Below are 26,057 nucleotides of genomic sequence, written 5' to 3' on the forward strand. Positions count from 1 at the left end.
TGCTCTTACTTCGCGCTTCCGGTCGTCTTCTTGACCTGATCCACGAACTTGTTGGTGTAGGTCTTGGTGACGTCGATGCCGGCCTTTGCGACCTCTGGCGAGCCCTCGCTGAACACCGCGAGCACCGCTTCGGCGCCCTTGGGATCCATCTTGCCGGTCTCCGAATACATCGGGATCGTGTTCTTCAGCGCGGCCAGATATTGCTCCTTGTTCTTGCCGACGAGTTCCTCCGGCATCTTGGCCATGATGTCCTCGGCCGAATGCGAATGGATCCAGGCCAGCGTCGCCATGATGGCATTGGTCAGCGCCTGCACTTCCTTCTCGTGGCCGTTGACCCAGGCTGTGGTCGAATAGAGCGCGCCGCCGGGATATTCGCCGCCGAACACCGCGAGCGTGTCGTGCTGGGTGCGGGTGTCGCTGAGAATCTTGAGGTCGGCGTGGCTGCCTTGCAGCACGGTGACAGAGGGATCGAGCATCACGGCGGCATCGATCTGGCCCTGCTCCATCGCGGCCACCGCGGTGGCGCCGAGGCCGACGCCGATCACGGCGGTGCCTTGAGGATCGAGGCCGTTCTTCTTCAAGAGATACTTCAGAAAGAAATCCGTCGAAGAGCCCGGCGCGCTGACGCCGACCTTCTTGCCGGCAAGATCCTTGATCGAGTTGATCTCGCCGGTGTGCTTCGGCGAGACCACCAGCACCAGGCCGGGATAGCGGTCATAGACCACGAAGGCCTGCATCTCCTGCTTCTTGGCGGCGATATTGACGCAGTGGTCGAAATAGCCGGAGACGACGTCGGCGCTGCCGCCGAGCACGGCCTTCAGCGCATCCGAGCCGCCCTTGAGATCGACCAACTCGACCGCAAGCCCGGCCTTGTCATATTCGCCAAGCTGCTTGGCCAGCACGGTGGGCAGGTAGCACAGGCAGGCGCCGCCCCCGACCGCGATGGTGATCTTGCTTTGCGCCGCGGCAAGGCCCGTGGACAGGGTCAGCGCGAGCAGCGTTCCGGCAAGCTTGCCCAGCAGTTTGTTCATGACGTCCTCCGTTCGCCTGGCCGGCAAGATAGAGGAGCAGGCCTGCCTTGAGAAGGCGACTTTCCGGTAACTGGTCAAGCCTGCGGCCACGGCATAGCATCGCGGATACAGGAAAACACCGAAGAATCGCCAAGAATATTTCAAGGGAAACACCAAGGGAGGTCTTCATGAATCGTGTTGCAACCGCGCTGTCGATTGCCACTGCCTTTGCGGCCGGCTGTGGCGTCACCCATTTGCTGCGGCCGGCGCTCGCGGCCGAGAGCATCACCGCGCAGGTCATCCACACCGGGGAAATGGAGGGCGACAAGCTCGGCGACGCCAACAAGGTCGGCTTCCGCTCCAAGACGTTCGTCTCCGCCGACGGCGCCACCGTCTCGATCCAGGACGGCAACGTGCCGAAGCACATGCACCCCAACACCAACGAGATGCAGTTCGTGCTCGAAGGCACCGGCACGGTCTGGCTCGGCGACAAGGAAGTGACGGTCAAGCCGGGCGATTTGATCGTGATCCCGAAGGGCACGCCGCATGGCGGCAACAAGCCGAACGGCCGCGCCATCAAGTCGATCGCGATCAAGACGCCGCCGCAGGCGCCGGATGATACCAAGCTGCTGGATTGAGGACGGCTTCGCCCGCCGTCATCGCGAGAAGGCTCCAACCATACAAAGCACCGTCACCCTGAGGTGGCCGCTTCTTCAGCGGCCCTCGAAGGGTCGACGGCCCGACTGTGGCCGATTCATCCTTCGAGGCTCGCTCCGCTCGCACCTCAGGATGACGGAGCTGAGATCGTTGCACGCTCAAAGCGTTCTCCAAGCATACGCCGATCTGTCACTTCGGCAGCGGCTTCCATTACATGATGCTTGACAGATAATTCACTTGCCTCATGTCCACTCTGAGGTGGTGCAGCCGCTGATCGACAAGGACGAGTTCGTCTATGTGATCCCGGATACCGATGCCGAGGACACGGTGACGCGGCGCTTTCCGCACAAGAAGGTCCAGCATGTCACGTCCGGCCGCCATACCGGCAGCATCCAGTCCTACATCTTCTCGCTCTCGCTCGGATTTCAGCGCGGCAGGGCGCGCGGCCTGGATTTCGTGACGCATCTGCGCTTCACCGGGGCAAACGCGCTGGACATGACGGTCGTGATCAAGGGCAAGGATCTGCAGGTGGTGCCGGGGCGTCATGTCGGAGATGCGGCTTTGAACATCACCGCCGACACCCAGGCATGGCTGCGCATCCAGAACCGCGACCTCGAACTGGCCGACGCGATTGCCTCAGAGCTGGTGAGCTATAGCGATGAGAAGCTGTTCGCGGCCTACATGCGGTGCTTCCCGCTCTGAGCCATTACGTGGGGCGATCTCCACGTCATTGCGAGCGAAGCGAAGCAATCCATCTGTCCGTGCACGCAGGTAGATGGATTGCTTCGTCGCTTCGCTCCTCGCAATGACGGCGTCGTGCGTCACACCAGCAGACCACCGCCATCCACCGCAAGAATCTGCCCGGTCACGTAGCTGTTCAGCATCAGATAGACATAAGCCGCGGCCGCCTCGCCCGGCGACGCCGCGCGCGGCAACGGCAAGCCTGCCACGTAGCCGCGCACCCTCTCCTCCGGCATCTGCTTGACGCGCTCGGTGAGAATGAGCCCCGGGCAGACGGCATTGACGCGGACCGGCGCAAGATCGACGGCAAGGCCGCGAGCCAGGCTCTCCATGGCACCCGCGGCCGCGGTAACAAACGGCATCCCCTTTTGCGGACGGTGTGCCAGCAGGCCGCCGGTCAGCGTGATCGATCCGTCGGCGGCGATCACACGGCTGGCGTGCTTGACCGCCGCGAGCGAGCCCCAGAAACGAAGAGTGAGAGCCTCGCGCGCCGCAACGAGATCGAGATCACGGGTGGCACCGAACGCCGGGAGGCCCTGATCGCCCGCCGTGATCGCGAGATGATCGAAGGCGCCGACCTGCTCGAAGAAGCGCGACACATCGGCTTCGTCGCGCAGATCGACGGTCATGCCCGCAGATCCCGGCAGCCTCGCGACCGCGGCATCGACATTGGCCGGCTTGCTGGAAGCAATCACCACCTCCGCGCCCTGCTCCCGCGCGAGCGCGGCGACGGCAAAGCCGATCCCCGACGATCCCCCGATTGCGATCACGCGCTTGCCGTCGAGCGACATCTTGGCGTCTGTCATGGTCGGAACTCCGGCGCGCTCACGCGAAATAAGCGGGGTGATCGATATCCGCGATCAGCCCGGGCTGCTGCGGCTGCCAGTCGAGCCGCGCGCGCGTCCGCGCGCTCGAGGTCGGCACATCGAAGGCGACGAACCTGCCGAACATGCCGAAATGCTCGGCCGCCTCCTCTGAAGACTTCGACACCAGGGGAACGTTGAGCCGGCGGGCGATGACCTCGGCGATCGCCTTGAACGGCACGCCCTCGTCTGCCACGGCATGGAACGGACCGCCGTCGACGCCGCGTTCGAGCGCGAGCCGGTAGACGCGGGCTGCATCGAGACGATGCACGCCGGGCCAGCGATTCTGTCCCTCACCGATATAGACAGAGATGCCCTTCTCGCGCGCAAAGGCGACAAGCCGCGGCACGAATCCGTGGTCGCCATGACCATGCACCGAGGGCGGCAGACGGACGACGGCGGCACGCACGCCACGCGATGCCACCGCCACCGTCGTCGCCTCGGACGCACGCGGATAAGCCTCGGAGACCGGAATCGGCGGATCGTCTTCGGTCGCGACGCGGCCCTGCGCCACCCGCGCGACGCCCGATGTCGTGATCAGCGGACGTCTCGAGCCTTCGAGTACGGCACCCAGCGTCTCGATCGCGCGCCGGTCGTCCGCGCAGTTCTGCGCGAACTTCGAAAAGTCGTGGTTGAAGGCGCAGTGGATCACGGCGTCCGCCTGCGCGGCACCGCTCCGCAGGCTGTCGTGATCCTCGAGCGTTCCGTAATGAACCTCGGCGCCGGCGGCAGCGAGCGCTCCCGCGCCCTTGTCGGAACGGGTCATGCCGAGCACCTGATGGCCGCCAGCAATCAGATCATTGGTAACAGCCGAGCCGACCCAGCCGGTGGCTCCAGTGACAAACACGCGCATCAGCAAGTCTCCAGGTTTTGCTGGAGACAAACCTGGGCGGTCCGGCTATCGTGGTAAAGTAGTGACCTTATCATGGTATAATGGCTAACAGGATGAGCGAACCGCTCGCGCATGAGAACCGGCTCGGCGCCTACCTCAAGGACCGCCGCAGCAAGCTCGATCCTGCGACGTTCGGTTTTCCGCCGGAGCGACGGCGCACGCCAGGCCTGCGCCGCGAGGAAGTGGCGCAGCGCGCCAACATCTCGGCGACCTGGTACACCTGGCTCGAACAGGGCCGCGGCGGTGCGCCGTCGGCCGATGTGCTCGACCGCATCGCGCGTGCACTGATGCTGACCGATGTCGAGCGCGAGCACCTGTTCCTGCTCGGCCTCGGCCGCACGCCCGAGGTGCGCTATCAAAAGAATGAAGGTGTCTCGCCGCGGCTGCAGCGTGTGCTCGACGCGTTGCTGCCGAGCCCCGCCGTGATCAGGACCGCGACATGGGACATCGTCGCCTGGAACCGGGCGGCGACCGTGATGCTGACGGACTACGGATCGCTGCCGCCGGGCGAGCGCAACGTGTTGCGCTTCATGTTCCTCGATCCGCGCGTCCGCGCCGCGCAGCACGACTGGGCAAGCGTGGCACGCTTCGTCGTCGGCGCCTTCAGGGTGGACGCAATGCGCGCAGGTGCTGCCGCCGAGGTGCAACCGTTTGTCGACGAGCTCTGCCGGCTCAGCCCGGAGTTCGCGGCGCTGTGGCGCGACAACGACGTGCGAACCCATGGCGAGGGCGTCAAGCAGCTCCGCCATCCGATCCTCGGCCCGGTCAAGTTCGAATATTCGGCGTTCGCGGTCGACGGCCGGTCCGACCTCAGCATGATCGTCTACAATCCTGTTGACGCCGACGTGACGGAGAAGATCCGCGGGCTGATGGATACCGCGCCGGCGGACAAACGCGCGTGACCGTCGCGCGCTTCTCACAAACCGAAACGCAAATTGCGTCGCTCCTCCGACACGACCTCAGGTATAGTCGACCCACCCACCGACCCAACGGTGGGATTTGGGAGAAGATAGCCATGAAAGCCTCGTTACTCGCCGCGGGCCTAGCTGTCGCAATCTTGTCGATTGCCCCCGCAATTGCTGAGAGCAAACCCAAACTCGCCAAGCAAGCGGCCTCGGGACCGGGCTGCTCAGTCTCCGGTACCTGGCCCAATCCTACGCCGGTGGTTTGCTGGCCAGCGGGCGTTAAACGTTTCCACAACTTCAACGAATGCAGGGAATCCTTTCTGAAGCTTGGCTTCGATACCGCCGGCATCTCGTGGTTCTGCACCAGCCAAGGATACAAGACCTGACGGTTTCGCGTCGAGAATACGTGGGGCCGCCAACGCTGGCGGCCTCTTCTGTTGCAGCTCGACATGATCAGCTCGCAGCGCCTGGGGCGATCGAATGAGATTGTTCTCGCACCGAGGTTGTTGCCCATGCGAGCGTTCACAATACACGCTCCCTTCGCGTCATGTCCAAATTGGGGATGTCGCACAACGAGGCCGACGATTTTGATCACCCGCGCGTCGCCGTATCAGATCCGCTCAGGCGGCAGGCGCTCTATCGTTTGAGGCGAAACGATTGGCTTGCCTTGGCCGGGCAACCACGACCGTCCACGACGTAGTGCGGAAGCGATTATGGCCTAGTCCCGCGCCACCGCAGTCGGCCGCCAGACCAGCAGCCGCTTCTCCACGGCAGTCACCGCCATGTCGATCAGGATGACGAAGGCCGACAGCACGAACATGCCGGCGAACACGCCGGCGACGTCGAACACGCCTTCGGCCTGCTGGATCAAATAGCCGAGGCCGGCGGCGGAGCCGAGATATTCGCCGACCACCGCGCCAACCACCGCAAAGCCGACCGAGGTGTGCAGCGAGGAGAACATCCACGACAGCGCCGAGGGCCAGTAGACGTGGCGCATCAGCTGCTGCTCGTTCATGCCGAGCATGCGGCCGTTGTCGAGCACGGTGGTCGGCACTTCCTTGACACCCTGATAGACGTTGAAGAACACGATGAAGAACACCAAGGTCACGCCGAGCGCGACCTTGGACCAGACGCCGAGCCCGAACCACAGCGCGAAGATCGGCGCCAGCACCACGCGCGGCAGCGCGTTGACCATCTTCACATAAGGATCGAACACCGCTGCGACGCGCGGCTGCCGTGCGAACCAGAAGCCGACTAGGATGCCGCTGCCTGAGCCGATCACGAAGGCCAGGATCGATTCCCATAGCGTGATCGCCAGATGCTTCCAGATCACCCCGCTCGAGAACCACTTTACGATTTGGCTGAAGACGTCGACCGGATTGGAGAAGAAGAACGGCGGCAGCAGGACCTTGCCGAAAACAGGCACGGTGGAAAACAACTGCCACAGCGCCAGGGTGACGACGGCGACCAGAACCTGCAGGGCCAGCAACGTGATGCGCGACATCAGGCGGCCCCCGCCTGCGTCGACTGCACATAGCCCTTCATCACCTCGTCCTTCAGCACGCCCCAGATCTCGCGATGCAGGGCATGGAAATCCTTCTCCATCCTGACTTCGGCGATATCGCGCGGCCGCGGCAGCGTGATGCGCCAGTCGCCGATGATGCGCGCGCTGGGCCCAGCCGACATGATCACGACGCGGTCGGCGAGCGCGATCGCCTCCTCGAGATCGTGGGTGACGAACAGCACCGCCTTGCGGTCGGCGGTCCACAATTCCAGCAGCAGATTGCCCATGATCTGCCGCGTCTGGGCGTCGAGCGGGCCGAACGGCTCGTCCATCAGCAGGATCTTCGGATCGCGGATCAGGACCTGCGCCAGCGCGACGCGCTTGCGCTGGCCGCCCGACAGCATATGCGGATAGCGGCCCGCGAAGGCGCCGAGCCCGACCGAGGTCAGCCATTGCTGTGCGCGCGCGAGCGCATCGGTGCGCGGCATACCGCGAATCTCGAGCCCGATCGCGACATTGTCGATCGCGGTCTTCCACGGGAACAGCGCATCGGCCTGAAAGAGATAGCCTGCGTCGCGGTTGAGGCCACTGAGCGGCCTGTCGAAAATCCGCGCCGACCCGGCGGCCGGTTTCAACAGCCCCGCGGTGACGTTGAGCAGCGTCGACTTTCCGCATCCGGTCGGGCCGACAATGGCGACGAACTCGCCATGATCAACCGTAAGATTGGCCTGCTCGACCGCGGTATAGACGCGTCCATCCGCCAACCGAAACGCCACCGTCGCACCATCAAGCGCGACCGCCGTCGGCTCAGTCATCGCCACCCATTCCTCCCGAACATCAGGCAGATGGCTTAGCGGTTCGCCCGGACAAGTTCAACGCAGGAAGAAGGCGCATGCTGCGGTCACGCAGTTTTCAGGCAGGCGGGGTTGCGCATCGCGCCGACATCGTCGAGGCTGCGGGCCAAAGCGTTGGACAAGGAGACAATCATGCGGATCGCAGTGGTCGGCGCCGGAGGCGTCGGGGGCGGTTTTGGTGCGGCACTGGCGCATGCCGGAGCCGACGTCACCTTTATCGCGCGCGGCGCGCACCTTGCCGCCATGCACAGCGAAGGTCTTAAGGTTCAGGGCGGCCGCGGCGAAACCCACCTGGTCCCGACCCAGGCGACCGACGACCCCGCAGGCGTCGGCCTGGTCGATATCGTGCTGTTCTGCGTCAAGCTGTGGGACGTCGAGAGCGCCGGCGCGCACATCAAGCCGATGGTCGGGCCCGACACTGCCGTGATCCCGCTGCAGAACGGCATCGATGCGCCCGACCGGCTGATCCCGATCCTCGGCCGCAACGCCGTGATGGGCGGCGTGGCGCAGATCTCCGCCTCGATCATCAAGCCCGGCATGATCAACCAGGTCGGCACCTTCATGCGGATGATCTTCGGCGAGCTCGACGGCCGCATCACGCCGCGCGGCAAGGCGCTGCTGGAGCTCTGCCTGAAGGCCGGCTTCGATGCCACGCTGAGCGAGCAGATCAACACCGAGCTGTGGATGAAGTTCGTCGGCCTCGCCACCAATGCCGGCATGACCGCCGTCACGCGCCAGCCGATCGGCAGGCTGCGCGACGATCCCGACCTGCGCCCGTTCTTCGTCTCGGCCTGCGAGGAGATCATCGCCGTCGCCTACGCCAGCGGCATCAAGCTGCCGCCGGACCCGCTTGCGAAGGTGCTCGACTTCATCGGGCACGCACCGCCGGCGATGAAAGCGTCGATGGCGCTCGATCTGGAGCGCGGCAACCGGCTCGAACTGCCCTGGCTAAGCGGCAAGGTGGTCGAGCTCGGCCGCAAGCTCGGCGTACCGACCCCGACGCACGATTTCCTCTATGCGGTGCTGAAGCCCTACGCGATGGGCGCGCCGTCGTAGGCAGCCGGCCGCGCGCCGGAGCAGCCGCGCCGCTCAGGCGTGTTGCGGCGGGGCAAGCGTGGCGACCTGATCGGGATGCACCGTGATGCTCGTGCCGCCATGTCCATCGCTCGCAGCGACGAAGGTGGAAGCCATGTAGTTTCCGAGCAGAGCGATGCTGGCGGCGTGCACGCCGTCAGAGACCGAGAGCGATCCGCCCGCGGTGTTGCCGGCAAAGCCCACGGTTTGCCCAGCCGCAAAACTGATATTGGCGAAATCGATCGCGTCGGCCCCCGTCATGCCGGCAACGGTGCCGGAGAAGCCGGCGGGGTCATCGAGCTTCAATGTGCCGGAGCTTGATGCAAAGGAGATTTGCGCCGAGCTCGAAGACGCAAGCTCGAGGGTCTGTCCGGCTGGAATGATCGAGGGATCGCTGATCGTGAAGGCGCTGGACCAGGCGCCCCAGACGGTTCCGTCATTGGCTTTGATCCAGAGCGTGTCGGTGCCCGATCCGACGTGATACGCGAGTTGGGAGAGCTGCGAGGCCGCGACGACGTTGTCCTGATTTGCTCCCAGCGCAACGCCGTTCAGCGTGAAGTAGCCGTTGCCGCCTCCGCTATTCCAGACATCATACGATGTCGCGGAACTGCCGAACGGATCCGAATAAGTGAAGAGCGAAGACACCGAAAACGTCTGGCCTTGAACGGACAGCGTGTTTGAACTGGTCGGAGTCAACACCGGACCCGTGTCCACCGGCGCAGTCACGGTGAAGGCACTTGACCATGCTCCCCAGACGGTGCCGTCGTTCGTGCGGACCCACAGCGTGTCCGCGCCCGAGCCGGATTGATAGCTCAGCGACGTCAGCTGGGCCGCCGTGACGTAGTTGTCCACGTTGGGCGCAAGCGCCACCCCGCTGAAGACAAAATGCCCGCCACCTGTGCCCGTGTCCCAGACGTCATGTTGTGTCGCGACGCTGTTGAACGGATCGCTGTAGGTGAACAGCGAGGAGGCCGCATAGCTCTGACCGTGACTGGCAACGATGCTCGACACCGTTTCAACGGGTCCGCTGTCGAAGGGACCATTGACGGTGAAGGCGCTCGACCACGCCCCCCAAACCGTGCCGTCATTGGCCCGGATCCAGAGCGTGTCGGTCCCCGAGCCGGATTGATAGGTCAATGACGACAGCTGCGCGGCCGAGATGTAATTGTCCTGATTGGCCGACAGCGCCCACCCGTTCAGAAGGAAGTGCCCGCCGCCCGTGCCCGTATCCCAGACGTCATATTGGGTCGCAGCACTGTTGAAAGGATCGCTGTAGGTGAACAGCGACGAGACCGCATAGCTCTGACCATGGATCGCAACGACGTTCGACACCGTCTCAACGGGTCCGCTGTCAAGCGGAGCATTGACGGTGAAGGCGTTCGACCACGCGCCCCACAAGGTACCGTCATTGGCGCGTATCCAAAGCTTGTCGATACCGGAGCCCGATTGATAGGTCAGCGACGACAGCTGGGCGGCCGTGATGAAATTGTCCTGATTGGCCGGCAGCGCCACGCCGTTCAGAACGAAGCTCCCTCCGACGGTGCCGCTATCCCAGACATCGTACTCGGTCGCGGCGCTATTGAACGGATCGCTGTAGGTGAACAGCGACGAGGCCGCATAGCTCTGGCCGTGCGGCGCGACGATGCTCGACACCGTCTCGACGGGCCCGGTGTCAACCGGAGCATTGACGGTGAAGCCGTTCGACCACGCTCCCCACACCGTGCCGTCATTGGCACGGATCCAAAGCTTGTCGATGCCGGAGCCCGACTGATAGGTCAGCGACGACAGCTGGGCGGCCGTGATGTAATTGTCCTGATTAGCCGGCAGTACCACGCCGTTCAGAACGAAGCTCCCGCCGACGGTACCGCTGTCCCAGACATCGTACTCGGTCGCGGCGCTGTTGAACGGATCGCTGTAGGTGAACAGCGACGAGGCTGCATAGCTCTGGCCATGAGCCGCGACAATGTTCGACACCGCCTCGACGGGCCCGGTGTCGACCGGCGCATTGACGGTGAAGGGGCTCGACCACGCCCCCCACACCGTGCCGTCATTGGCGCGTATCCAGAGCGTGTCGATGCCGGAGCCCGATTGATAGCTCAGCGAGGCCAACTGGGCGGGCGTGATGTAGTTGTCCTGGTTGGCGGCAAGAGCCACCCCGTTCAGAACGAAGTGTCCGCCACCTGTTCCCTTGTCCCAGACGTCATACAGCGTTGCAGGACTGTTGAACGGATCGCTGTAGGTGAACAAGGACGAGGCTGCATAACTCTGGCCATGAGCCGCGACAATGTTCGACACCGCCTCGACGGGACCGCTGTCGACCGGCGCGGTGACGGTGAAAGTAGCCCACTGTCCCCACACCGTGCTGTCGTTGACGCGGATCCAGAGCGTGTCCACACCGGAGCCGGATTGATAGGTCAATGACGATAGCTGCGCGGCCGTGATGTAATTGTCCTGATTGGCGGCAAGCGCCACCCCGTTCAGGACGAAGTGGCCGCCACCGGTGCCGCTGTCCCAGACATCGTATTCGGTGGCAGCGAGGCCGAACGGGTCGTAATAGGTGAACAGCGACGACACGGCAAAGCTCTGGCCGTGCGTTGCCGTAACGTTTGCGGCCGACACCATGGGCCCTTGCGGGGTTGCCGTAAATTCGGTCCAGGCGCTCCAGAATACGCCGTTGAACGCCTCCACCCACAGCTGGTCGCTCGCGGGACCGAACTGATAGGCAATGCTGAACCATTGTGAAGCGGCGACGTCGATCTCGACCCCGTTCGCCTGCGCCACCCCGCCTACGGTGAAGTGGCCGTTACCGGTGGAGTTCCAGAGCGCATATTCGATGATGGGTAGAGTACCGCCCGTCGTATAGAACATGGACGATGCTGTAACCGAGGTTTGCACGCGGCCGGTTATGTTTGACGCGACCACCGTCGGCGCGACGTCGACGGCGCCGGAATTGTCGATGACGAAGTCGCCGCCCTCGCTGGCGATCTGCGTCAGCGAGACTTCAAACTGCACATCCCAGTTTTGGCCGGGGTAGCTGTTTCCCCATGGATTACGGACGATGAAATTGCCCGTCGCGCTGTCATAGCCGACGACTCCGAAAGCATGGTCCGGGACCAGCTGGATATTTCCGGCGCTGTCATACGTGTACGGAGACGTTGACGGAATCTCGAGGATGACATCGTCGTGGTTGGAGAGTGCTGCGATATAGACGGACTTGTTGCTGTACCAGGAGGATGAACTGCTCAGATAATAGTTGACGCTCGTCGCGTCGGTCAGATTCTCGAAGACATCCGTCGGGGGATCGGCAGAGATGTTGTTGTAGCTATTGACGGCCGGGTGTCCAATCTGTCCCGACGAACTGAGCTGCGCGTAGGCCTTTTCCACCAGGGCAACCCACATCGCCGTGGGTTGCTCATTGTAGTTGTGGCCATAGTCAAGTTCGGTGCCCTTGACGACTGGAAACTCGTCATTGACGGTCTCCCATGTCTCCTGACCATTGACATAGAAGCGCACGCCATAGGTGCCGTTTCCATTGTCCACGATCATGGAGCTCATGACCTGAGGATGAAAGACGACGACGTCGATCAATCCCGACATCAGCTCGCAATCGCCGTCTGCTCCCTGACAGATGTCGTTGACGGTGGCTGCGCCCGCCGAAGAATACAGCGGTCCGGTAACCGTGCTGTAGCCCTGCAATGTCCAGCCGCTCGCGCCTGCATCGGGCGGCAAGGTTGGGTCCGGAAGATCGGTCCCCTGAAACCACTTTCCGATCAGTTCGGACATCTGCGTCGACGTCGTGCCGACCTGCAGATTGCCGAGCGTGACGTGAGCAGTGCCGCCCCCTGTCCAGGTGGCGTTCGCCGGATTCCCATCAACGAGCTGGTTGAAGAGATGGGAGACATAATCCGATGTGTAGAGGCCGCTGTTCAGATTGGCCGCAATCAGCTGCAGCGAGTTCAGCTCATTCGCGGTGACACTCCCGCGATTGGCGACATCCGCCAGCAACTGGATGGCTTCAGCATCGGTGAAAACGCCGTCCGCAGCAAAGTTGAGCATGTCGGACTTGAGGCCACTGTCGACCAGGGAATTGACCCAGCTTGCCGTCATAGAATTCCTTCGCAAATCATGACGCGATACGATTGCTGTCGGCCAGGACTGTCCTGGCATGGTTGCGCGCGTCCCGTCGCGACGAATGCAGCAATAGATTGCGTAACTATCGCCATAGTTGTGAACGAATTCGGGACGCGTGTCGATCTTGCCGACCGCTGCCGACAGGGAACCCGCATTATCGTGAAGATTCGTTAATGTCTGCCTGATACGGCGCCTACCATCGGAGATGGCGGCTGGGTCGGCTCCCCCGCCCCGCCACGGCAGGCGTTCGAGCTGCCTGGTGTTCCCGCATCAGTCAGCACGATGCCGTCCGCGATGCACCCGGCGCTTCGGAGGCGATGGCGGCGCAAAGAACGGATTCACCGAGCACATCGCACCCCGGCCCGACGCCGACACCTGGCACTGTGGGATCGAGGTGAAGCTGCAATCGATGTAGCTTCCGCCGAATTTGCCCTGAAAGACGTGCATGCACACCGGATAATTCGGGTCATAGGCCTGCCCGGCGGCAGGTCCGGCCAGGGCGACCGCAAATGCGGCGATCGCGAACAGTTTCAGGCGCATCGGTCTCTCCTTGTCGTTGCGAAGGTTTCCCCACAACTGCCGGAGTTAGTCAACTGTCCCTGCGACGCGACGGCCATGCAGGCCATCGCGGCTCGAAAACGCGCTAGTTGACAGGTTGACGCCGTCGTTGACCCCGCTCCCTGGTCGGCTTTTTTGGGCCTTTGTAGAACGGATTGACCGAGCATGTCGCCGATCGTCCCGACGCCGTTGCCTGGCATTGCGGAAGCGACGTGAAGCTGCAGTCGATGTACTCGGGCGTCAACCTGCCGCCGTAGACTTCCATGCAGACCGGATAGTTCGGATCGTACATTTGCGCGGCGGCGGGCCCGGCAATGCAGACGCCGATGGCGGCGATGATGGTGAGTTTCAAGCGCATCGAATTCTCCTCAAGCTTGGTCCGCAACGCGGCTATCGCTGTTCGCCGGCCGGCTTGCCGTCGTCCTCACCGAGACAACGGATCATGAAGGCCGTCGTGTCCCGCGGCAGAACCTGCGCGGCCCGCGCCTTGAGGCGGCATTCGAGCTGCGCGATCTGGCGTGCCCGCTGCCGCTCCGACGGCAGCGTCGATTGCCGCAGCCGGCGCAAGGTCATCGGCGAGCCATCCGACTCGAAGCTCAGCTCGTACCGCTTGCCGTTCTGGTCGGTGGCGGCGCAGGTGATGGTCGACACCTGCCGCGTGATGAAGCTTCCGACCTGACGGCAGGAGCCTGTCGACATCTCGACCAGCGGCACCGGCAGGCCATCGACACGCGGACGGTCGCTCGACTTCAGCAACATGCGGTCGACCGCGAGCTCGAACAGATTGTCCTGGGTGCGCTCGGTGCTCTCGCCTGAGAACGAGACGATGTGGCTCTTGTCGGCGGGATCGTCGAGCACCACGGTGAACTCGGAACGGCCGCGCAGGGTGTGGAAGTAGGCCACCGCCTTGCAGGTATAGCTGCGGCCGGCCACACTGACATTGCGGCAGGTGCCCGACATCAACGCATACAGGTCGACGTCGTAGACCGGGCCGGCGGCCACGGCGAGCGCGGGCCAGCACACGATAGCAATCGCAATCAATTGAGCGAAACGGGAGATCATGCTGAAACGATCGAGAACACGGTCAATGGAGAGGTCCATGGCGCAAGGTCGCCGATTTCCACGGACTGTGCAACGATGAAGCGGGCCGAAATGTGGACGCTCCGCAATCGACCGGGGAATGCAGGCGAGCCGTGCTGATAGGCCGCGTCGCTGCCGCCGTGCGTCAGATTTGCGGGCCGGACAGGGTGACCTCGCGCTCGGCGCGGAAGACGTTGCTGTAGAGGTTCGCGATCCACTGACGGCCGCTTGCCGTCATGTTCAGGCAGTTGATGGCGCCCTGGATGTGCGGCGCAACCATATTCCAGTAGAATTGCGGATAGCGGTCGACGATATCGGCCGGCGATTCATAGCCGAGCTGGCGGTTGATGCCGACCTCCTCGAACTCGTGATAGAGCGCGTTGGCTTTCCGGATGTAGTTGGGATCGCCGAGCTGACCGATGAAATCGGCGGCCCGGACGATCGCCGCCTCGTCGTCATATTGCTGGCCTTCGGGCGCCGGAAACCGCGTACCCTCGATGTTGCGTGCGACGCGCTCGCGATCGAGCGGAAGCACCGCCTCGAGCCTGTCGAGCACATAGAGCTTCGAGCGATCGACGTGATACGGCATCAGGCCGGCATCCGACGAGCCGCGCGGCAGCACCACCTTGTTGCCAGAGGCATCGATGACATAACCATCCGGTCCGTCGCCCTTCAGCAGGCCGCGCACATAGCCGATGTCGTGCGTCAGGCACGCGATGATCGTGTGAGTATAATCCTCCGCGGTGACATGGGTGTGCAGCGCGCGACCGCGGATGATGTCATGCCCGGCCAGCGTGACCAGCATCGTGTGCTCGACATTGTGATAGAGCGCATCGCTGTTGCCGATACATTCAAGCGCAATGCGGGCTGCGGCCGGCAGGAGTTCGCCAAAGCGGGCCTGCGAAGCCCCGAAGGTGCGGCTGACATGCGTGGCGAGAAACTTCTCCAAAGCGCCTGCCGCCAACTCAGGTAACGTCATCATCGATGCAGCCCCCGACAGCGCAACGTTCCTCACTCGCCCCCGATCTCACGTCGTAGTTGGGGAGAACTATAGCGTATCTGCGGGCGTGCGGCTACGCGCCGGCGAGCGCGTGATTCGGTTCGCCGTACTTTTCCGGTCTTGCCGGCTGTGACACCAAAGTCGCTGATAATGGCATGAACCGTGCATGATTCGGTTCAGACCGGGTTAATCCTACGGATAAAGACCATCATGCTTGTTACGCTCGTCGCCATCCTTTGCAATGCTCAGCTCTGCATGGAAAAGGTCGTCACCAACAGCGACCAATCCGGCATCACCATGGGCGCCTGCGCCGTGAACGCCCAAATCGGCATCGCCGACTGGCTCGCCAAGGGGCCGTATCACGATTGGCGCTTGCAGAGCTATAAGTGCATCATGGGCAAATACGTCCCCAAGAACGAAGTGTGATGTGTGCTCACAGCCCCCGAAGGGGCTGACCACTTCGCGCGCCCAACTGGAACAGCCTGCGAAACCGCGTGACGCAGCGCGTGCACCTCGAGTCAAAGTCCATTTTATGGGCTATCACTGTCGTTCACGATGGTGAGACGTGAGGTCGCCCAGGAATGGCCCGAGAATGCCTGCAACGCCGCTGATCGCCTACGCGCATGTCGGCAAGAGTTTTGACAATGGTCGCGTGGTGGCGGTCGACGACGTCTCGCTTGACGTCGCCGAGGGTGAATTCCTGGCTGTTGTCGGCGGCTCGGGCTCCGGCAAGACGACGCTGCTTAGGCTCGCCAACCGCCTGATCGAGGCCGACCGCGGCCGGATCGCCGTCGAGGGCGAAGACGTCAGCCGCATCGACCCGATCCTGCTGCGGCGCCGTATCGGCTATGTCTTCCAGAGTGGCGGACTGTTTCCGCATCTCACCGTCGCCGACAATGTCGGCATCACGCCAAAACTGCTCGGCTGGCCGCAGGCCGAGATCTCGGCACGGGTCGGCGAGCTGCTCGACCTCGTGCGGCTCGACCGCGCCCAACATCGCGACCGCCTGCCGCACGAACTCTCCGGCGGTCAGCGCCAACGCGTCGGCGTCGCGCGTGGGCTGGCTGCGAAGCCGCGCATCGTGCTGATGGACGAGCCGTTCGGCGCGCTCGATCCGCTGACCCGCGACGCGCTCGGCGACGATTATCGCACACTGCACCGCGAGCTCGGACTGACCACGGTCATGATCACCCACGACATGACCGAAGCACTGCTGCTGGCCGACCGTGTCGCGGTGATGCGTGGCGGCAAGCTGCTCGCTTTGGGCACGCCGGCGGAGCTCGCGGCCAACACCGACGCCTATGTCGGCGAACTCTTGCGGACGCCGCGGCGACAGGCGGAACGCCTCGGCGCGTTGCTGCCGCGGGACGGCACGGTATGAGCGATCCACGCTGGAGCGAGGCGCTTGCGCATCTGCCCGACTATCTCGGCAATCACGTCCGGGTCAGCGTCGCCGCGCTGGCGCTCGGACTTCTGATCAGCCTGCCGCTCGCGCTCATCGCGCGCAACCGGCCGGTGCTGCGCGGCACGCTGCTCGGGCTTGCCAGCATCGTGCAGACCGTGCCCGGTCTTGCGCTGCTCGCGCTGTTCTATCCGTTGTTGCTGGCGCTCACGGCGTTGACCGCGACGTGGCTCGGCTTCAGCTTCTCGCGCCTTCGGCTTCCTGCCGGCGGTGTTGGCGCTCGCGCTCTATTCGATGCTGCCAGTCTTACGCAACACCATCACCGGCCTCTCCGGCGTCGATCCGGCGGTGCTGGAGGCAGCCCAGGGCGTCGGCATGACGCCGCGGCAATCACTCACCATGGTCGAGCTGCCGCTGGCGCTGCCGGTGATGATGGCGGGCATCCGCACCGCGGCGGTGTGGGTGATCGGCACCGCGACGCTGTCGACGCCGATCGGCCAGACCAGCCTCGGCAACTACATCTTCGCCGGGCTACAGACCCAGAACTGGGTGTTCGTGCTGTTCGGCTGCTTCGCCGCCGCCGTGCTCGCACTCGTCGTCGACCAATTGCTGGCGCTGATCGAGAATGGCCTGCGCAATCGCAGCCGCGTCCGCACCGCACTCGGCGGGCTCGGCATAGCCGCCCTGATCGCGGCGACGCTGGTGCCCGCGATCGCACTGCCGCAAGCGCGCTACGTCGTCGGCGCCAAGACGTTCACCGAGCAATATGTGCTGTCGGCGCTGATCGCGCAGCGGCTACAAGCGGCCGGACTGCCGACGACGACCCGCGCCGGCCTCGGCTCCAATGTGATCTTCGATGCGCTCGCGGCCGGCGACATCGATGTCTATGTCGACTATTCCGGCACACTGTGGGCGAACCAGTTCCACCACACCGACATCAGGCCCCGTGCCGAGCTGCTGGGTGAACTGAAGACGACGCTGGCGAAGCAAGACATCACGCTGTTCGGCGAGCTCGGCTTCGAGAACGCCTATGCACTGGTGATGCCGAAGAAGCGCGCCGAGGAGCTCGGCATCCATTCGATCGCCGATCTGGCGTCGCACGCTGCGACGATGTCGATCGCCGGCGACTATGAAATCTTCTCGCGGCCGGAATGGGCCGGCATCCAGAAGGCGTATGGGCTGACGTTCCGCGCCCAGCGCCAGATGCAACCGGATTTCATGTATGCGGCGGTTGCCTCCGGCGAGGTCGACGTCATCGCGGGCTACACCAGCGACGGGCTGATCGCGAAATACGACCTGGTTGCGCTCGCGGACGACAGGCACGCGATCCCGCCCTATGACGCGATCGTGCTGCTGTCGCCGAAGCGGCGCGACGACGAGGTCCTCAAGGCGGCGCTGCGTCCGCTGCTCGGCAAGATCGGCATCGCCGAGATGCGCGAGGCCAACCTGCGCGCATCGGGCAACGACGCATCATCATCGCCCGACGCCGTGGCGCGCTGGTTGTGGGAGAAGGTCGGGGGAAAATAGCCTCTTGCCGTCATTGCGAGCGAAGCGAAGCAATCCACCTCTCCGCATGCGAGGAAAGATGGATTGCTTCGTCGCTACGCTCCTCGCAATGACGAAGTCTCAAAGTCCCTTGATGATCCCCCCATCGATCAACAGGCGATTGAAGCGGCGCGCTTCCGCGCCGTCCTTGCAGGAATAAAATGCGCCGTTGCAGCGAAGCATGATCGCCTTCTGCTCCTCGAACGACGGATCGAGCGGAATGCCCGCGGCTTCCTGGATCACCAGCGGCAGATAGGCGGCGTCGATCGTATCCATCACCGTCGGGCTCTTCACCGGTTCGAAGTTGACGGCGTCGATCGCGTAATATGTCGCGTAGTAGCGTGGATCGTAATCCATCAGCTTCTTGCCGATGCCGGCCTCGTCGAGCCCGGGATCGAGCAGCTGCGGCGAGAACTCCGGCTGATGATCGCCGTAGCGCACGATCAGGAACGGCTGCGCCGGAAACTTCTTCTTCAGCGCTGCAACGAAGCCAGCATAGTCGTTGGCGCTCATCGCCTGCCGCCGCAGATATTCGTCGACCGACGGCGTGTTACCCGGCCGCTTCCATGCCGGCAGCAGCTCGGGGCGGAATTTCGTCTCCCACGGGAAATGATTGGCGGCGAGATAGACGAAGGTGAACAGCGGCGTGCCTGATGTCTTCTGCTCGGCCATCAACTTCAGCGCCTTGTCGTAGAAGAAGCTGTCGGGCTCGACGTCCTTCGCGTGCAGATCATGCGCGTCGTAGAATTGCTGGATGCCGGTCGTGGTCTGGAAGCTGCGCGCGCTCATGAAGGCGCCGAACGCCGGATAGAGCGACAGCGTGTCGTAGCCGCAGCGGCGCAGCGCCAGCGGCAGGCCACGCGCGACGCGGCCCGATGCGATGCGGGTGACGAAATAGGCGAACCGGCCGAACGAGCGCGAGGACAATCCCGCCAGCACATTGTACTCAGTGAACCAGCTCGGCCCGCCATTGCTCTCGGCGAGGAATTTGCGCTCGACGCCGTCATAGGATTTGAACTGGCTGCCATAGCCCGGCGGGACCTTGACGCCGGACGCAGCGCGGATGTCGAAGCTCGATTCATCATGGATCATGATGATATTCGGCCGCCGCCCGGCGGGATGGCAGGCGTCGACCAGCGGCACCTTGAGCTGGTCGCTCGCACTCGGATCCGACTCCATGAAGCCATAGGCGACGAAGTCCGACACCGCAGTCACGCCGGAGCGCGCGAATTTCGACAGATAGCCGTCGTCGTAATAGCCGCGCCAGGCCTCGTCCGGCCAGGCGAAGGCATAGCCCGAGAGCGCCGCGGTGCAGGCAAGGCAGGCCGCTGCGGCCGGCAGGCGGCGGATGCGGAACGGATCGAGCCACCACAGCGCGTACATCAGCGGCAGCGTGACCAGGCCGGCGCCGATGATCGACCAGCGCAGGTTCGGAAAGATCGTGAGCAGAAACGACGCGGTGTCGCGATCGATCACCATCAGGTCGACGAAGTTCGCGGTCATCTGCACCACGTCGTGCTTGAACCGCGACAGCAGCACCAGCACCACGACCAGCGTCAGCGACAGCGCGCCCGACAGCGCCGGCCGGCGCAGCAGCGCGACGAACAGGAAGTTGAGGATTCCCCAGCTGAGCAGGAAGCAGAGCCGCGAACCGAAATCGGTCTCGGTCCGCAACATCAGGATCAGCGCGCCGAGATGGGGTGCGGCAACCGCCAGCAACCGCCAGATGCCGATCGCGGCGAGGCCACCGGCCAGCGCGGCAACGGAAGAGTTTTGCTGAGGCGCGGGCGCCATGGGTGGGACGCAATACAAACCCGGCGCAATGCCACGGCCTTGACTGGCAAAGGCCAGGAGGCACACCGCACAGCCGGAGTCTGCGCCGTGTCACAAAAACGTAATTGAATCGTCATGAACGCGCAATGAATTTGCCCGCCCGGAGCACGCCCGGCCGGCGCGGCGCGCCTCAGACCTTCGCAGCAGGCCTCGCGATGCCGGCGATGAAGAGGTCGACGACGTCAGCGGCCATCTGCTCGGCCTCCGCTTCGGCGACGCCCCAGCGCGGTAAATGGCCGTCGATATGCATCCGCGCAAAACCGTAGACAAGCGCGCGGCCGGCGATCTGGACCTGCTTCAGGTCGCGCGCCGCAAGCTGGCCGGCTGAAAAGGCCTCGGCCAGCGTCCGCTCGGTCAGGCCGATCAACTCCGCATTGTCACTGGAGACCCCAGCCGAGCGATCGTGGTCGAAGAAGCGGCGGCTGGAGATGATCTCGAAATGGGTCGGGTTCTTCATCGCCCAGCGCAGATAAGCGATCCCGAGGCAGCGGAAGCGGCCGAGCGGATCGCCGGGCGGTGCATCGGCCAGCGCCGCCACGATCTCGGCGCGGAAGCGGCGCTGCGCCTCCTCGGCCACCGCATTCATCAAGGCGTCCCGGCTCGGGAAATGACGGAACGGTGCACCCGGCGAAACCCCGGCGCGGCGGGCGGCTTCGCGCACGCTGACCGCCTCCGGCCCGCCCTCGCCGACCAGTTGCATGGCGGCCTCGATCAGGACCCGGCGGAGGTCGCCGTGGTGGTACGGCTTGGCCGCCGGCGCCCGCGCCGCAACGGCCGGACGCGGCTTGGCGGACCGGCGTCCGGCCGACGGGCTTTTGGCGGGCGGGGTTTTGGCGGGACGGCGCATGGCGCACCTCTAGCATCACCCGCTTGTGAATGTAAGCGGTGATTACACGGTTGACCACGCTCCACCGCGAAATGTAACTGGCGATTACATCAACGATGGGAGGCAGGATATGGCGACGCGTCGAAACTGGTTCGAGGGCTGGCGGCTGTTCGGCCTGCTCACACTGACCCTGATCGGGCTTTCGATCTGGATCGCCGCGATGCGGCAGTTCGAGGTCGAGGGCGTGCGGATGGTGATCCGCTTCACGGCGCGGACCTCGCTGCTATTCTTCTGCCTCGCCTTCTCCGCGGCGGCGCTGGCGCGGCTCTGGCCGAATGCCTGGACGCAGTGGCAGCGCCGCAACCGCCGCTATCTGGGCGTCACCTTCGCCGCCTCGCACGCCATCCACGCGGTCGCGATATCAGCGTTCGCAATGCTGGACCCGGCCGGCTTCGCCGCCGCCACCTCTATCGTCTCCTACATCTTCGGCGGCATCGGCTATCTCGTCATCATCGCGCTGACCGCGACCTCGTTCGATCGCACCGCTGCGCTGCTGGGCCAGCGCGCCTGGCGCAGGCTGCATCTGATCGGCGGCTATTATCTGCTGCTGCAGTTCATGGTTTCGTTCGGCAAGCGGATTCCCGAGATGCCGCTCTACGCGCTGTTCCTGGTGCCGCTCGCCGCGGTGTTCGCGCTCAGGATGATCAGCATGGCCGCGCGGCCTGCGCCACGTCAGGCACAGGCGAGCTGAAATCCGGCCGCTTCACACCAGGTGAAACTTGCGGCCGAGCCGGCGATGCACCGACAGCACCGCGCGGTCGACGTCGCTGATCAGGCTGTCGCCGAGCACGACGTTCGGGATCTCCCAGTTGCGGCCGATCTGCCCGTCGGGCAGCGCCGAGACCGCCCGCACGCGGGCGGTCTCGCAGCCGGGCTGGGCGCGCAGCGCCTCCTCGGCAAGCTGGGTCAATTCGTCCTGGCTCTTTCCGTCAGTCATGACCCCGGTCCTGACTCCGGAAGATGGCTCACTGATGGCCGAGGTTTTCCAGTTCCTTGGCACGGACTTCCGTCATGCTGCGCATGCATTCGCCGGCATCGAGCCGGGCGATGGTACCCTCGCCGAGGTCGTAATACAGGCAGTTGGCGTCGCGGTACTGGATCCATAACCGTTGCGCGGTGCGCAGCTGGTCGCGCTGCTTGTCGCCGGCGGCATCCTTCAGCGCCTGCTGATAGGCGACGTTCATCCGCTTGTCCCATTGCGCGGTCTTGGCCTTGAGGCACTCGACCATCAGGTAGGTGTTGCCGTCGCAGGACGGCTCGGGATCGCCCTGATCGCCGGCCCAGGCCGACGAGGTGGCGATGATGAAAGCGGCCGCAACCAAGCGCCCGAGCCTGCACAGGCCTGTCGTGAGAGCCGATTTCATGCCGCCTTCCCTTTCGATGGATGCCGTAGCTGGGCCATACGTTAGTGCGGCCGTAGCACATCCCGTTCATATCAGTCGCACCGCGGCTGGCCTTCCCGATCCGTGCAGGATATTTCATGGGCATGGAGGATTCATGCGGCGGACGGTGACGCCTGCAATCGTTTTGGCCGTGCTCGGCCTGCTCGTCGGCGGGCTGTTTCGCTACGTCTTCGACCAATCCGACGAGGCCTCGGTTGCGAACTATACGCGCAGCGCGCTCGAAGGCGCCGTCATCACCCTGATCGTCTGGGCCACGCATCTCTATCTGGCCGCGCGTGGCGGCTGGCTGCGGCGGCGGCCGCTCATCGTCGAGCTGATCGCCCGCTCCGTGATCCTCGCCGTTATCGTTGCGGTCGCTGCGATTGTGCTCGAGATCCTGCTGTACGGGCATGGGCTCGAGGCGAAGTGGATTCGTGAGACCTTCTTCAAGATCATCGGGGTCGGCCTCCTGCTGTCGATCCCGATCACGACGATCTACGAACTGGTCCGGATGATCGGTGGGCATACGCTGCTCAGCATCGTGCTCGGACGCTACCGCCAGCCGGTGCGCGAGGAGCGCGTGCTGCTGTTCCTCGACCTGGTCGGCTCGACGACCTTGGCGGAAGCGATGGGCGAGCTGCGTGTGCAAGAGCTCTTGACGCGCTTCTTCTTCGACATCGATGAGCCGATCGTGGCGCATGGCGGCGAGGTTCATGCCTATGTCGGCGACGAGGTCATCGTGACCTGGCCGGCCGGCACGGGCCAGCCGTCGCGGCGTTATCTCGACTGCGTATTCGCGATCGAGGACCGCCTCGCCAAGCGGGCCGATCGCTATCGCAAGGAGTTCGGCGTGGTGCCGGCGTTTCGCGCCGGGATGCATGCCGGCCCTGTCGTCATCAGCGAATGCGGCGACTCGCGGCGGCAGATCGCCTATTTCGGCGATACCGTGAACGTCACGGCGCGGCTGCAGGCGCATTGCAAGGAAGCCGGCCGGCCGCTGCTGATCTCGGGCGAGCTGCGGCGCCTGCTGCCCCGGGACCCGGATTTTGTCATCGAGCCGCTCGGCTCGACGCAGTTGCGTGGGCGCGCCGCTTCGATCGAGCTATTTGCCGTCGCGCGGCGCGCATCGTCCTAAATAATCTCTTAAGGCGCACCGCCATTGCGGCGAAAGCACCAATTGCGTCCTGTCCGGTCGCGCCCCGTTAAGGATGCGATGCGCCCGTATTTGCACCGGGTTCCACCTTAACGCAGGTGTAAGACGACGCCATGCATGGTGCACGGACAGGTGTCATTCAACAAAAACAAGGTCGCCCATCGATGGCGCAACAGGCGTCACAATCGATTATTGCCGAACTCGAGGATGCGGTCCGGGACGGGACGTCAGCCAAGCGCGTGCAGACGCTGCGGCAGGTCACCGATCTGTTCCTGAACGACGGCGACCGCCTCAACGATGAACAGGTCAAGGTATTCGACGACGTGCTTTGCCTGCTCGTCGCGCGCGTCGAGACGCGGGCGCGGGCCGAGCTCAGCAAGCGGCTCGCGCCGCTGGACTATGCGCCGTTTGAGGTGATTCAGCACCTCGCCTGGGACGACGACATCAGCGTCGCCGGCGACGTGCTGACCCACTCCAGCCGCCTCTCGAACGACGCACTGCGCGAGATCGCCGCCAGCAAAGGCCAGGACCATCTGTTCGCGATCTCGGCGCGGGAGAACCTGCCGGCGTCCGTCACTGACGTGATCATCGACCGCGGCGAGGACAAGGTGATCCGGCGTCTCGCCAAGAATGCCGGCGCGCAGTTCTCCGACAACGGCTATTCCTCGATCGTCGCCCGCGCCGAGGGCGACGACGAGCTGGTCGAGATCCTCGGGCTGCGTATCGATATTCCGGCCAAGCTGCTGCGCGACCTGCTGCAGCGCGCCAAAGATACGGTGCGCGCCCGTCTGCTCGCGATCGCATCGCCCAGGGCCCGCGAGGAGATCAGCCAAGTGCTGAACGACATCGCGCAGGAAGAGGCCGCCGCTCCGCGCCGCAACTACGGCATCGCCGAAGAGCTGGTCAAGCTGATGAAGCAGCTGAACGAGCTCGACGATGCGGCGGTCTACAAATTCGCCGAGGACGGCAAGTTCGACGAGGTTACAGTCGCGCTCGCCGTGCTCAACGACATGCCGATCGCGATGATCGAGCGCCTGATGCTTGGCTTGCGCTCCGACCTGCTCCTGATCCCCTGCCGCTCGGCGCGGCTCAACTGGCCGACGGTCGAAACCATCCTGCGCAAGCGGCCGCTGCCGCATCAGATCGACCATGCGACGCTCGAGATCGCGCACCGCGATTACCGGCGGCTGTCGCTGGAAACCGCACAGCGCACCGTGCGGTTCTGGCAGCTGCACAACAGGATCGAGAAGCAGCCGATGGCGGCCGGTTAGCTGCCGCTGCTTTGTCGTGACAAAGAAAGAAAAAGGGTGGGCAACGCGCCCACCCTTTTTCATCACAGCGTCATTCCGGGGCGCCTCGAAGAGGCGAACCCGGAATCTCGAGATTCCCCGATGCGCAATTGCGCATCTGAGGCTCGGTCCTGCGGACCGCCCCGGAATGACAGGCTTCGCCTGTCAGTTCTTGCTCTTGTCGACCAGCGCGCCCTTCTTGATCCAGGGCATCATGTCGCGCAGCTTGGCGCCGACTTCCTCGATCGGATGCTGGGCGAGCTTGGCACGGGTCGCCTTGAACGAGGTCTGGTTGACCTTGTTCTCCAGCATCCAGTCGCGGGCGAACTTGCCGCCCTGGATGTCGGCGAGCACGCGCTTCATCTCCGCCTTGGTCTCGGCCGTGACGATGCGCGGACCGGTGACATACTCGCCGTATTCGGCGGTGTTGGAGATCGAGTAGTTCATGTTGGCGATGCCGCCTTCATAGATCAGGTCGACGATCAGCTTCACTTCGTGCAGGCACTCGAAATAGGCCATCTCCGGCGCGTAGCCGGCCTCGACCAGCGTCTCGTAGCCGCCCTTGATCAGCTCGACCAGGCCGCCGCAGAGCACCACCTGCTCGCCGAACAGGTCGGTCTCGCACTCTTCCTTGAAGGTGGTCTCGATGATGCCGGCACGGCCGCCGCCGATCGCCGAGGCGTAGGACAGGCCGAGGTCATGGGCGTTGCCCGACGAATCCTTGGCGATCGCGATCAGGCAGGGCACGCCGCCGCCGCGCTGATATTCCGAGCGCACGGTGTGGCCGGGGCCCTTCGGCGCGATCATCAGCACGTCGAGGTCGGCGCGCGGATCGAGCAGGTTGAAGTGCACGTTGAGGCCGTGGGCGAACACGAGCGCCGCGCCCTTCTTCATGTTGTCGTGCAGGTGCTCGCGATAGATGTCGCCCTGCAGCTCGTCCGGGGTCAGCATCATGACGACGTCGCCCCACTTGGCGGCTTCGGCGACTTCCATCACCTTGAAGCCGGCGTTCTCGGCCTTCTTGGCCGAGGCCGAACCCTTGCGCAGCGCGATCGCCACGTCCTTGACGCCGGAATCCTTCAGGTTCAGCGCGTGGGCGTGGCCCTGGCTGCCGTAGCCGACGATGACGACCTTCTTGCCCTTGATCAGGTTCAGGTCGGCATCGCGATCGTAGTAAACTCGCATCGTGTTTTCCTCGTTTTGAAGGGGGCCAAAATCGGCCGATGAGTCAGGCTTTCGGAAGGTCAGAACCGCCGGGCGCCCGCGAATTTCCGGCGTTGTCTAGAGCATTTTTCCCC

At 64.1% G+C, this 26,057-nt stretch carries 25 protein-coding genes and 1 pseudogene; 11 read left to right on the plus strand and 15 right to left on the minus strand.

Annotated features, from left to right (window positions below; genetic code table 11):
* Nucleotides 1–5 precede the first annotated feature (5 nt).
* Nucleotides 6–1,031 carry an ABC transporter substrate-binding protein gene (locus ACVIGA_RS09375; RefSeq protein ID WP_456666163.1) on the minus strand — a complete coding sequence of 342 codons (1,026 nt, stop codon included), beginning with the start codon at nt 1,029–1,031 and terminating at the stop codon, nt 6–8.
* A gap of 167 nt (nt 1,032–1,198) precedes the next feature.
* Here ACVIGA_RS09375 and ACVIGA_RS09380 point away from each other — a divergent pair, with 167 nt between their 5' ends.
* Together ACVIGA_RS09380 and ACVIGA_RS09385 are read left to right on the plus strand one after the other, a co-directional pair.
* Nucleotides 1,199–1,648, plus strand: coding sequence for a cupin domain-containing protein (locus tag ACVIGA_RS09380; RefSeq protein WP_456666164.1), 450 nt, complete (start codon nt 1,199–1,201; stop codon nt 1,646–1,648).
* A 256-nt stretch (nt 1,649–1,904) separates the two neighbouring features.
* Nucleotides 1,905–2,369 (plus strand): hypothetical protein, encoded by a 465-nt coding sequence (locus ACVIGA_RS09385; protein WP_456666165.1) that lies wholly within the window; start codon nt 1,905–1,907, stop codon nt 2,367–2,369.
* 119 nt (nt 2,370–2,488) lie between these two features.
* Here the strand turns inward: ACVIGA_RS09385 and ACVIGA_RS09390 are convergent, their stop codons facing one another.
* Nucleotides 2,489–3,214, minus strand: coding sequence for an SDR family oxidoreductase (locus tag ACVIGA_RS09390; protein WP_456666166.1), 726 nt, complete (start codon nt 3,212–3,214; stop codon nt 2,489–2,491).
* 19 nt (nt 3,215–3,233) lie between these two features.
* Complete coding sequence (locus tag ACVIGA_RS09395; protein ID WP_456666167.1) at nt 3,234–4,124, minus strand: SDR family oxidoreductase; 891 nt, start codon at nt 4,122–4,124, stop codon at nt 3,234–3,236.
* Between the two features lie 92 nt (nt 4,125–4,216).
* On the opposite strand from ACVIGA_RS09395, the gene ACVIGA_RS09400 reads away from it, so the two are divergent.
* Complete coding sequence (locus ACVIGA_RS09400; RefSeq protein WP_456666168.1) at nt 4,217–5,065, plus strand: helix-turn-helix transcriptional regulator; 849 nt, start codon at nt 4,217–4,219, stop codon at nt 5,063–5,065.
* 113 nt (nt 5,066–5,178) lie between these two features.
* Nucleotides 5,179–5,454, plus strand: a complete 276-nt coding sequence (locus tag ACVIGA_RS09405; protein ID WP_456666169.1) for a hypothetical protein — start codon at nt 5,179–5,181, stop codon at nt 5,452–5,454.
* A 332-nt stretch (nt 5,455–5,786) separates the two neighbouring features.
* On the opposite strand, the gene ACVIGA_RS09410 is transcribed toward ACVIGA_RS09405, so the two are convergent.
* Entirely contained in the window at nt 5,787–6,572 is a 786-nt protein-coding gene (locus ACVIGA_RS09410; RefSeq protein WP_223975579.1) for an ABC transporter permease, read from the minus strand.
* Nucleotides 6,572–7,387, minus strand: coding sequence for an ABC transporter ATP-binding protein (locus ACVIGA_RS09415; RefSeq protein WP_456666170.1), 816 nt, complete (start codon nt 7,385–7,387; stop codon nt 6,572–6,574). Before ACVIGA_RS09415 ends, ACVIGA_RS09410 begins: the two co-directional genes overlap by 1 nt.
* Before the next feature lie 171 nt (nt 7,388–7,558).
* On the opposite strand from ACVIGA_RS09415, the gene ACVIGA_RS09420 reads away from it, so the two are divergent.
* A complete protein-coding gene (locus ACVIGA_RS09420) occupies nt 7,559–8,482 on the plus strand; it encodes a ketopantoate reductase family protein (RefSeq protein ID WP_456666171.1) in 924 nt (307 codons plus the stop codon).
* A gap of 33 nt (nt 8,483–8,515) precedes the next feature.
* Here ACVIGA_RS09420 and ACVIGA_RS09425 read toward each other — a convergent pair whose 3' ends face one another.
* The 5 genes from ACVIGA_RS09425 to ACVIGA_RS09445 form a co-directional block, all read right to left on the minus strand.
* The gene (locus ACVIGA_RS09425) at nt 8,516–12,607 is read right to left on the minus strand and encodes a C2 family cysteine protease (protein WP_456666172.1); all 4,092 of its coding nucleotides are present in this window, start codon (nt 12,605–12,607) and stop codon (nt 8,516–8,518) included.
* A gap of 294 nt (nt 12,608–12,901) precedes the next feature.
* Complete coding sequence (locus tag ACVIGA_RS09430) at nt 12,902–13,171, minus strand: DUF3551 domain-containing protein (protein WP_456666173.1); 270 nt, start codon at nt 13,169–13,171, stop codon at nt 12,902–12,904.
* 103 nt (nt 13,172–13,274) lie between these two features.
* Nucleotides 13,275–13,547, minus strand: a complete 273-nt coding sequence (locus ACVIGA_RS09435; RefSeq protein ID WP_456666174.1) for a DUF3551 domain-containing protein — start codon at nt 13,545–13,547, stop codon at nt 13,275–13,277.
* 32 nt (nt 13,548–13,579) lie between these two features.
* A complete protein-coding gene (locus ACVIGA_RS09440) occupies nt 13,580–14,290 on the minus strand; it encodes a hypothetical protein (protein ID WP_223975565.1) in 711 nt (236 codons plus the stop codon).
* 124 nt (nt 14,291–14,414) lie between these two features.
* Complete coding sequence (locus tag ACVIGA_RS09445; RefSeq protein ID WP_223975563.1) at nt 14,415–15,251, minus strand: metal-dependent phosphohydrolase; 837 nt, start codon at nt 15,249–15,251, stop codon at nt 14,415–14,417.
* Nucleotides 15,252–15,479: 228 nt separating this feature from the next.
* Here ACVIGA_RS09445 and ACVIGA_RS09450 point away from each other — a divergent pair, with 228 nt between their 5' ends.
* From ACVIGA_RS09450 to ACVIGA_RS09460, 3 genes and pseudogenes are all read left to right on the plus strand, one after another.
* On the plus strand, nt 15,480–15,695 hold the full coding sequence (locus tag ACVIGA_RS09450; RefSeq protein WP_021077148.1) for a hypothetical protein: 216 nt from the start codon (nt 15,480–15,482) through the stop codon (nt 15,693–15,695).
* A gap of 166 nt (nt 15,696–15,861) precedes the next feature.
* Nucleotides 15,862–16,650 carry an ATP-binding cassette domain-containing protein gene (locus ACVIGA_RS09455; protein WP_456666175.1) on the plus strand — a complete coding sequence of 263 codons (789 nt, stop codon included), beginning with the start codon at nt 15,862–15,864 and terminating at the stop codon, nt 16,648–16,650.
* Nucleotides 16,647–18,198: pseudogene (locus ACVIGA_RS09460) on the plus strand (ABC transporter permease/substrate-binding protein). The gene ACVIGA_RS09455 and the pseudogene ACVIGA_RS09460 overlap by 4 nt, the downstream one beginning before the upstream one ends.
* Before the next feature lie 99 nt (nt 18,199–18,297).
* On the opposite strand, the gene ACVIGA_RS09465 reads toward ACVIGA_RS09460, so the two are convergent.
* Both ACVIGA_RS09465 and ACVIGA_RS09470 read right to left on the minus strand, forming a co-directional pair.
* A complete protein-coding gene (locus ACVIGA_RS09465; RefSeq protein WP_456666176.1) occupies nt 18,298–20,010 on the minus strand; it encodes a sulfatase-like hydrolase/transferase in 1,713 nt (570 codons plus the stop codon).
* A gap of 169 nt (nt 20,011–20,179) precedes the next feature.
* Nucleotides 20,180–20,896, minus strand: coding sequence for a TetR/AcrR family transcriptional regulator (locus ACVIGA_RS09470; protein ID WP_456666177.1), 717 nt, complete (start codon nt 20,894–20,896; stop codon nt 20,180–20,182).
* 109 nt (nt 20,897–21,005) lie between these two features.
* On the opposite strand from ACVIGA_RS09470, the gene ACVIGA_RS09475 reads away from it, so the two are divergent.
* Nucleotides 21,006–21,626 (plus strand): hypothetical protein, encoded by a 621-nt coding sequence (locus tag ACVIGA_RS09475; protein WP_456666178.1) that lies wholly within the window; start codon nt 21,006–21,008, stop codon nt 21,624–21,626.
* Between the two features lie 12 nt (nt 21,627–21,638).
* Here ACVIGA_RS09475 and ACVIGA_RS09480 read toward each other — a convergent pair whose 3' ends face one another.
* On the minus strand, nt 21,639–21,872 hold the full coding sequence (locus ACVIGA_RS09480) for a hypothetical protein (protein WP_456666179.1): 234 nt from the start codon (nt 21,870–21,872) through the stop codon (nt 21,639–21,641).
* A gap of 28 nt (nt 21,873–21,900) precedes the next feature.
* Nucleotides 21,901–22,299 (minus strand): lysozyme inhibitor LprI family protein, encoded by a 399-nt coding sequence (locus tag ACVIGA_RS09485; RefSeq protein ID WP_456666180.1) that lies wholly within the window; start codon nt 22,297–22,299, stop codon nt 21,901–21,903.
* A 133-nt stretch (nt 22,300–22,432) separates the two neighbouring features.
* On the opposite strand from ACVIGA_RS09485, the gene ACVIGA_RS09490 reads away from it, so the two are divergent.
* Both ACVIGA_RS09490 and ACVIGA_RS09495 read left to right on the plus strand, forming a co-directional pair.
* The gene (locus ACVIGA_RS09490) at nt 22,433–23,452 is read left to right on the plus strand and encodes an adenylate/guanylate cyclase domain-containing protein (RefSeq protein ID WP_456666181.1); all 1,020 of its coding nucleotides are present in this window, start codon (nt 22,433–22,435) and stop codon (nt 23,450–23,452) included.
* 182 nt (nt 23,453–23,634) lie between these two features.
* The gene (locus ACVIGA_RS09495; RefSeq protein WP_420965561.1) at nt 23,635–24,741 is read left to right on the plus strand and encodes a DUF2336 domain-containing protein; all 1,107 of its coding nucleotides are present in this window, start codon (nt 23,635–23,637) and stop codon (nt 24,739–24,741) included.
* Nucleotides 24,742–24,924: 183 nt separating this feature from the next.
* Here ACVIGA_RS09495 and ilvC read toward each other — a convergent pair whose 3' ends face one another.
* On the minus strand, nt 24,925–25,944 hold the full coding sequence (gene ilvC / locus ACVIGA_RS09500) for a ketol-acid reductoisomerase (protein WP_456666182.1): 1,020 nt from the start codon (nt 25,942–25,944) through the stop codon (nt 24,925–24,927).
* Nucleotides 25,945–26,057 lie beyond the last annotated feature (113 nt).

The sequence above is a fragment of the Bradyrhizobium sp. USDA 3240 genome, from assembly GCF_054063295.1.

Coding starts and splice junctions, on each gene's coding strand:
- ACVIGA_RS09375 (WP_456666163.1), bottom strand. CDS start 1,031: ATGAACAAACTGCTGGGCAAGCTTGCCGGAACGCTGCTCGCGCTGACC.
- ACVIGA_RS09380 (WP_456666164.1), top strand. CDS start 1,199: ATGAATCGTGTTGCAACCGCGCTGTCGATTGCCACTGCCTTTGCGGCC.
- ACVIGA_RS09390 (WP_456666166.1), bottom strand. CDS start 3,214: ATGACAGACGCCAAGATGTCGCTCGACGGCAAGCGCGTGATCGCAATC.
- ACVIGA_RS09395 (WP_456666167.1), bottom strand. CDS start 4,124: ATGCGCGTGTTTGTCACTGGAGCCACCGGCTGGGTCGGCTCGGCTGTT.
- ACVIGA_RS09400 (WP_456666168.1), top strand. CDS start 4,217: ATGAGCGAACCGCTCGCGCATGAGAACCGGCTCGGCGCCTACCTCAAG.
- ACVIGA_RS09405 (WP_456666169.1), top strand. CDS start 5,179: ATGAAAGCCTCGTTACTCGCCGCGGGCCTAGCTGTCGCAATCTTGTCG.
- ACVIGA_RS09410 (WP_223975579.1), bottom strand. CDS start 6,572: ATGTCGCGCATCACGTTGCTGGCCCTGCAGGTTCTGGTCGCCGTCGTC.
- ACVIGA_RS09415 (WP_456666170.1), bottom strand. CDS start 7,387: ATGACTGAGCCGACGGCGGTCGCGCTTGATGGTGCGACGGTGGCGTTT.
- ACVIGA_RS09420 (WP_456666171.1), top strand. CDS start 7,559: ATGCGGATCGCAGTGGTCGGCGCCGGAGGCGTCGGGGGCGGTTTTGGT.
- ACVIGA_RS09425 (WP_456666172.1), bottom strand. CDS start 12,607: ATGACGGCAAGCTGGGTCAATTCCCTGGTCGACAGTGGCCTCAAGTCC.
- ACVIGA_RS09430 (WP_456666173.1), bottom strand. CDS start 13,171: ATGCGCCTGAAACTGTTCGCGATCGCCGCATTTGCGGTCGCCCTGGCC.
- ACVIGA_RS09435 (WP_456666174.1), bottom strand. CDS start 13,547: ATGCGCTTGAAACTCACCATCATCGCCGCCATCGGCGTCTGCATTGCC.
- ACVIGA_RS09440 (WP_223975565.1), bottom strand. CDS start 14,290: ATGGACCTCTCCATTGACCGTGTTCTCGATCGTTTCAGCATGATCTCC.
- ACVIGA_RS09445 (WP_223975563.1), bottom strand. CDS start 15,251: ATGATGACGTTACCTGAGTTGGCGGCAGGCGCTTTGGAGAAGTTTCTC.
- ACVIGA_RS09450 (WP_021077148.1), top strand. CDS start 15,480: ATGCTTGTTACGCTCGTCGCCATCCTTTGCAATGCTCAGCTCTGCATG.
- ACVIGA_RS09455 (WP_456666175.1), top strand. CDS start 15,862: ATGCCTGCAACGCCGCTGATCGCCTACGCGCATGTCGGCAAGAGTTTT.
- ACVIGA_RS09465 (WP_456666176.1), bottom strand. CDS start 20,010: ATGGCGCCCGCGCCTCAGCAAAACTCTTCCGTTGCCGCGCTGGCCGGT.
- ACVIGA_RS09470 (WP_456666177.1), bottom strand. CDS start 20,896: ATGCGCCGTCCCGCCAAAACCCCGCCCGCCAAAAGCCCGTCGGCCGGA.
- ACVIGA_RS09475 (WP_456666178.1), top strand. CDS start 21,006: ATGGCGACGCGTCGAAACTGGTTCGAGGGCTGGCGGCTGTTCGGCCTG.
- ACVIGA_RS09480 (WP_456666179.1), bottom strand. CDS start 21,872: ATGACTGACGGAAAGAGCCAGGACGAATTGACCCAGCTTGCCGAGGAG.
- ACVIGA_RS09485 (WP_456666180.1), bottom strand. CDS start 22,299: ATGAAATCGGCTCTCACGACAGGCCTGTGCAGGCTCGGGCGCTTGGTT.
- ACVIGA_RS09490 (WP_456666181.1), top strand. CDS start 22,433: ATGCGGCGGACGGTGACGCCTGCAATCGTTTTGGCCGTGCTCGGCCTG.
- ACVIGA_RS09495 (WP_420965561.1), top strand. CDS start 23,635: ATGGCGCAACAGGCGTCACAATCGATTATTGCCGAACTCGAGGATGCG.
- ilvC (WP_456666182.1), bottom strand. CDS start 25,944: ATGCGAGTTTACTACGATCGCGATGCCGACCTGAACCTGATCAAGGGC.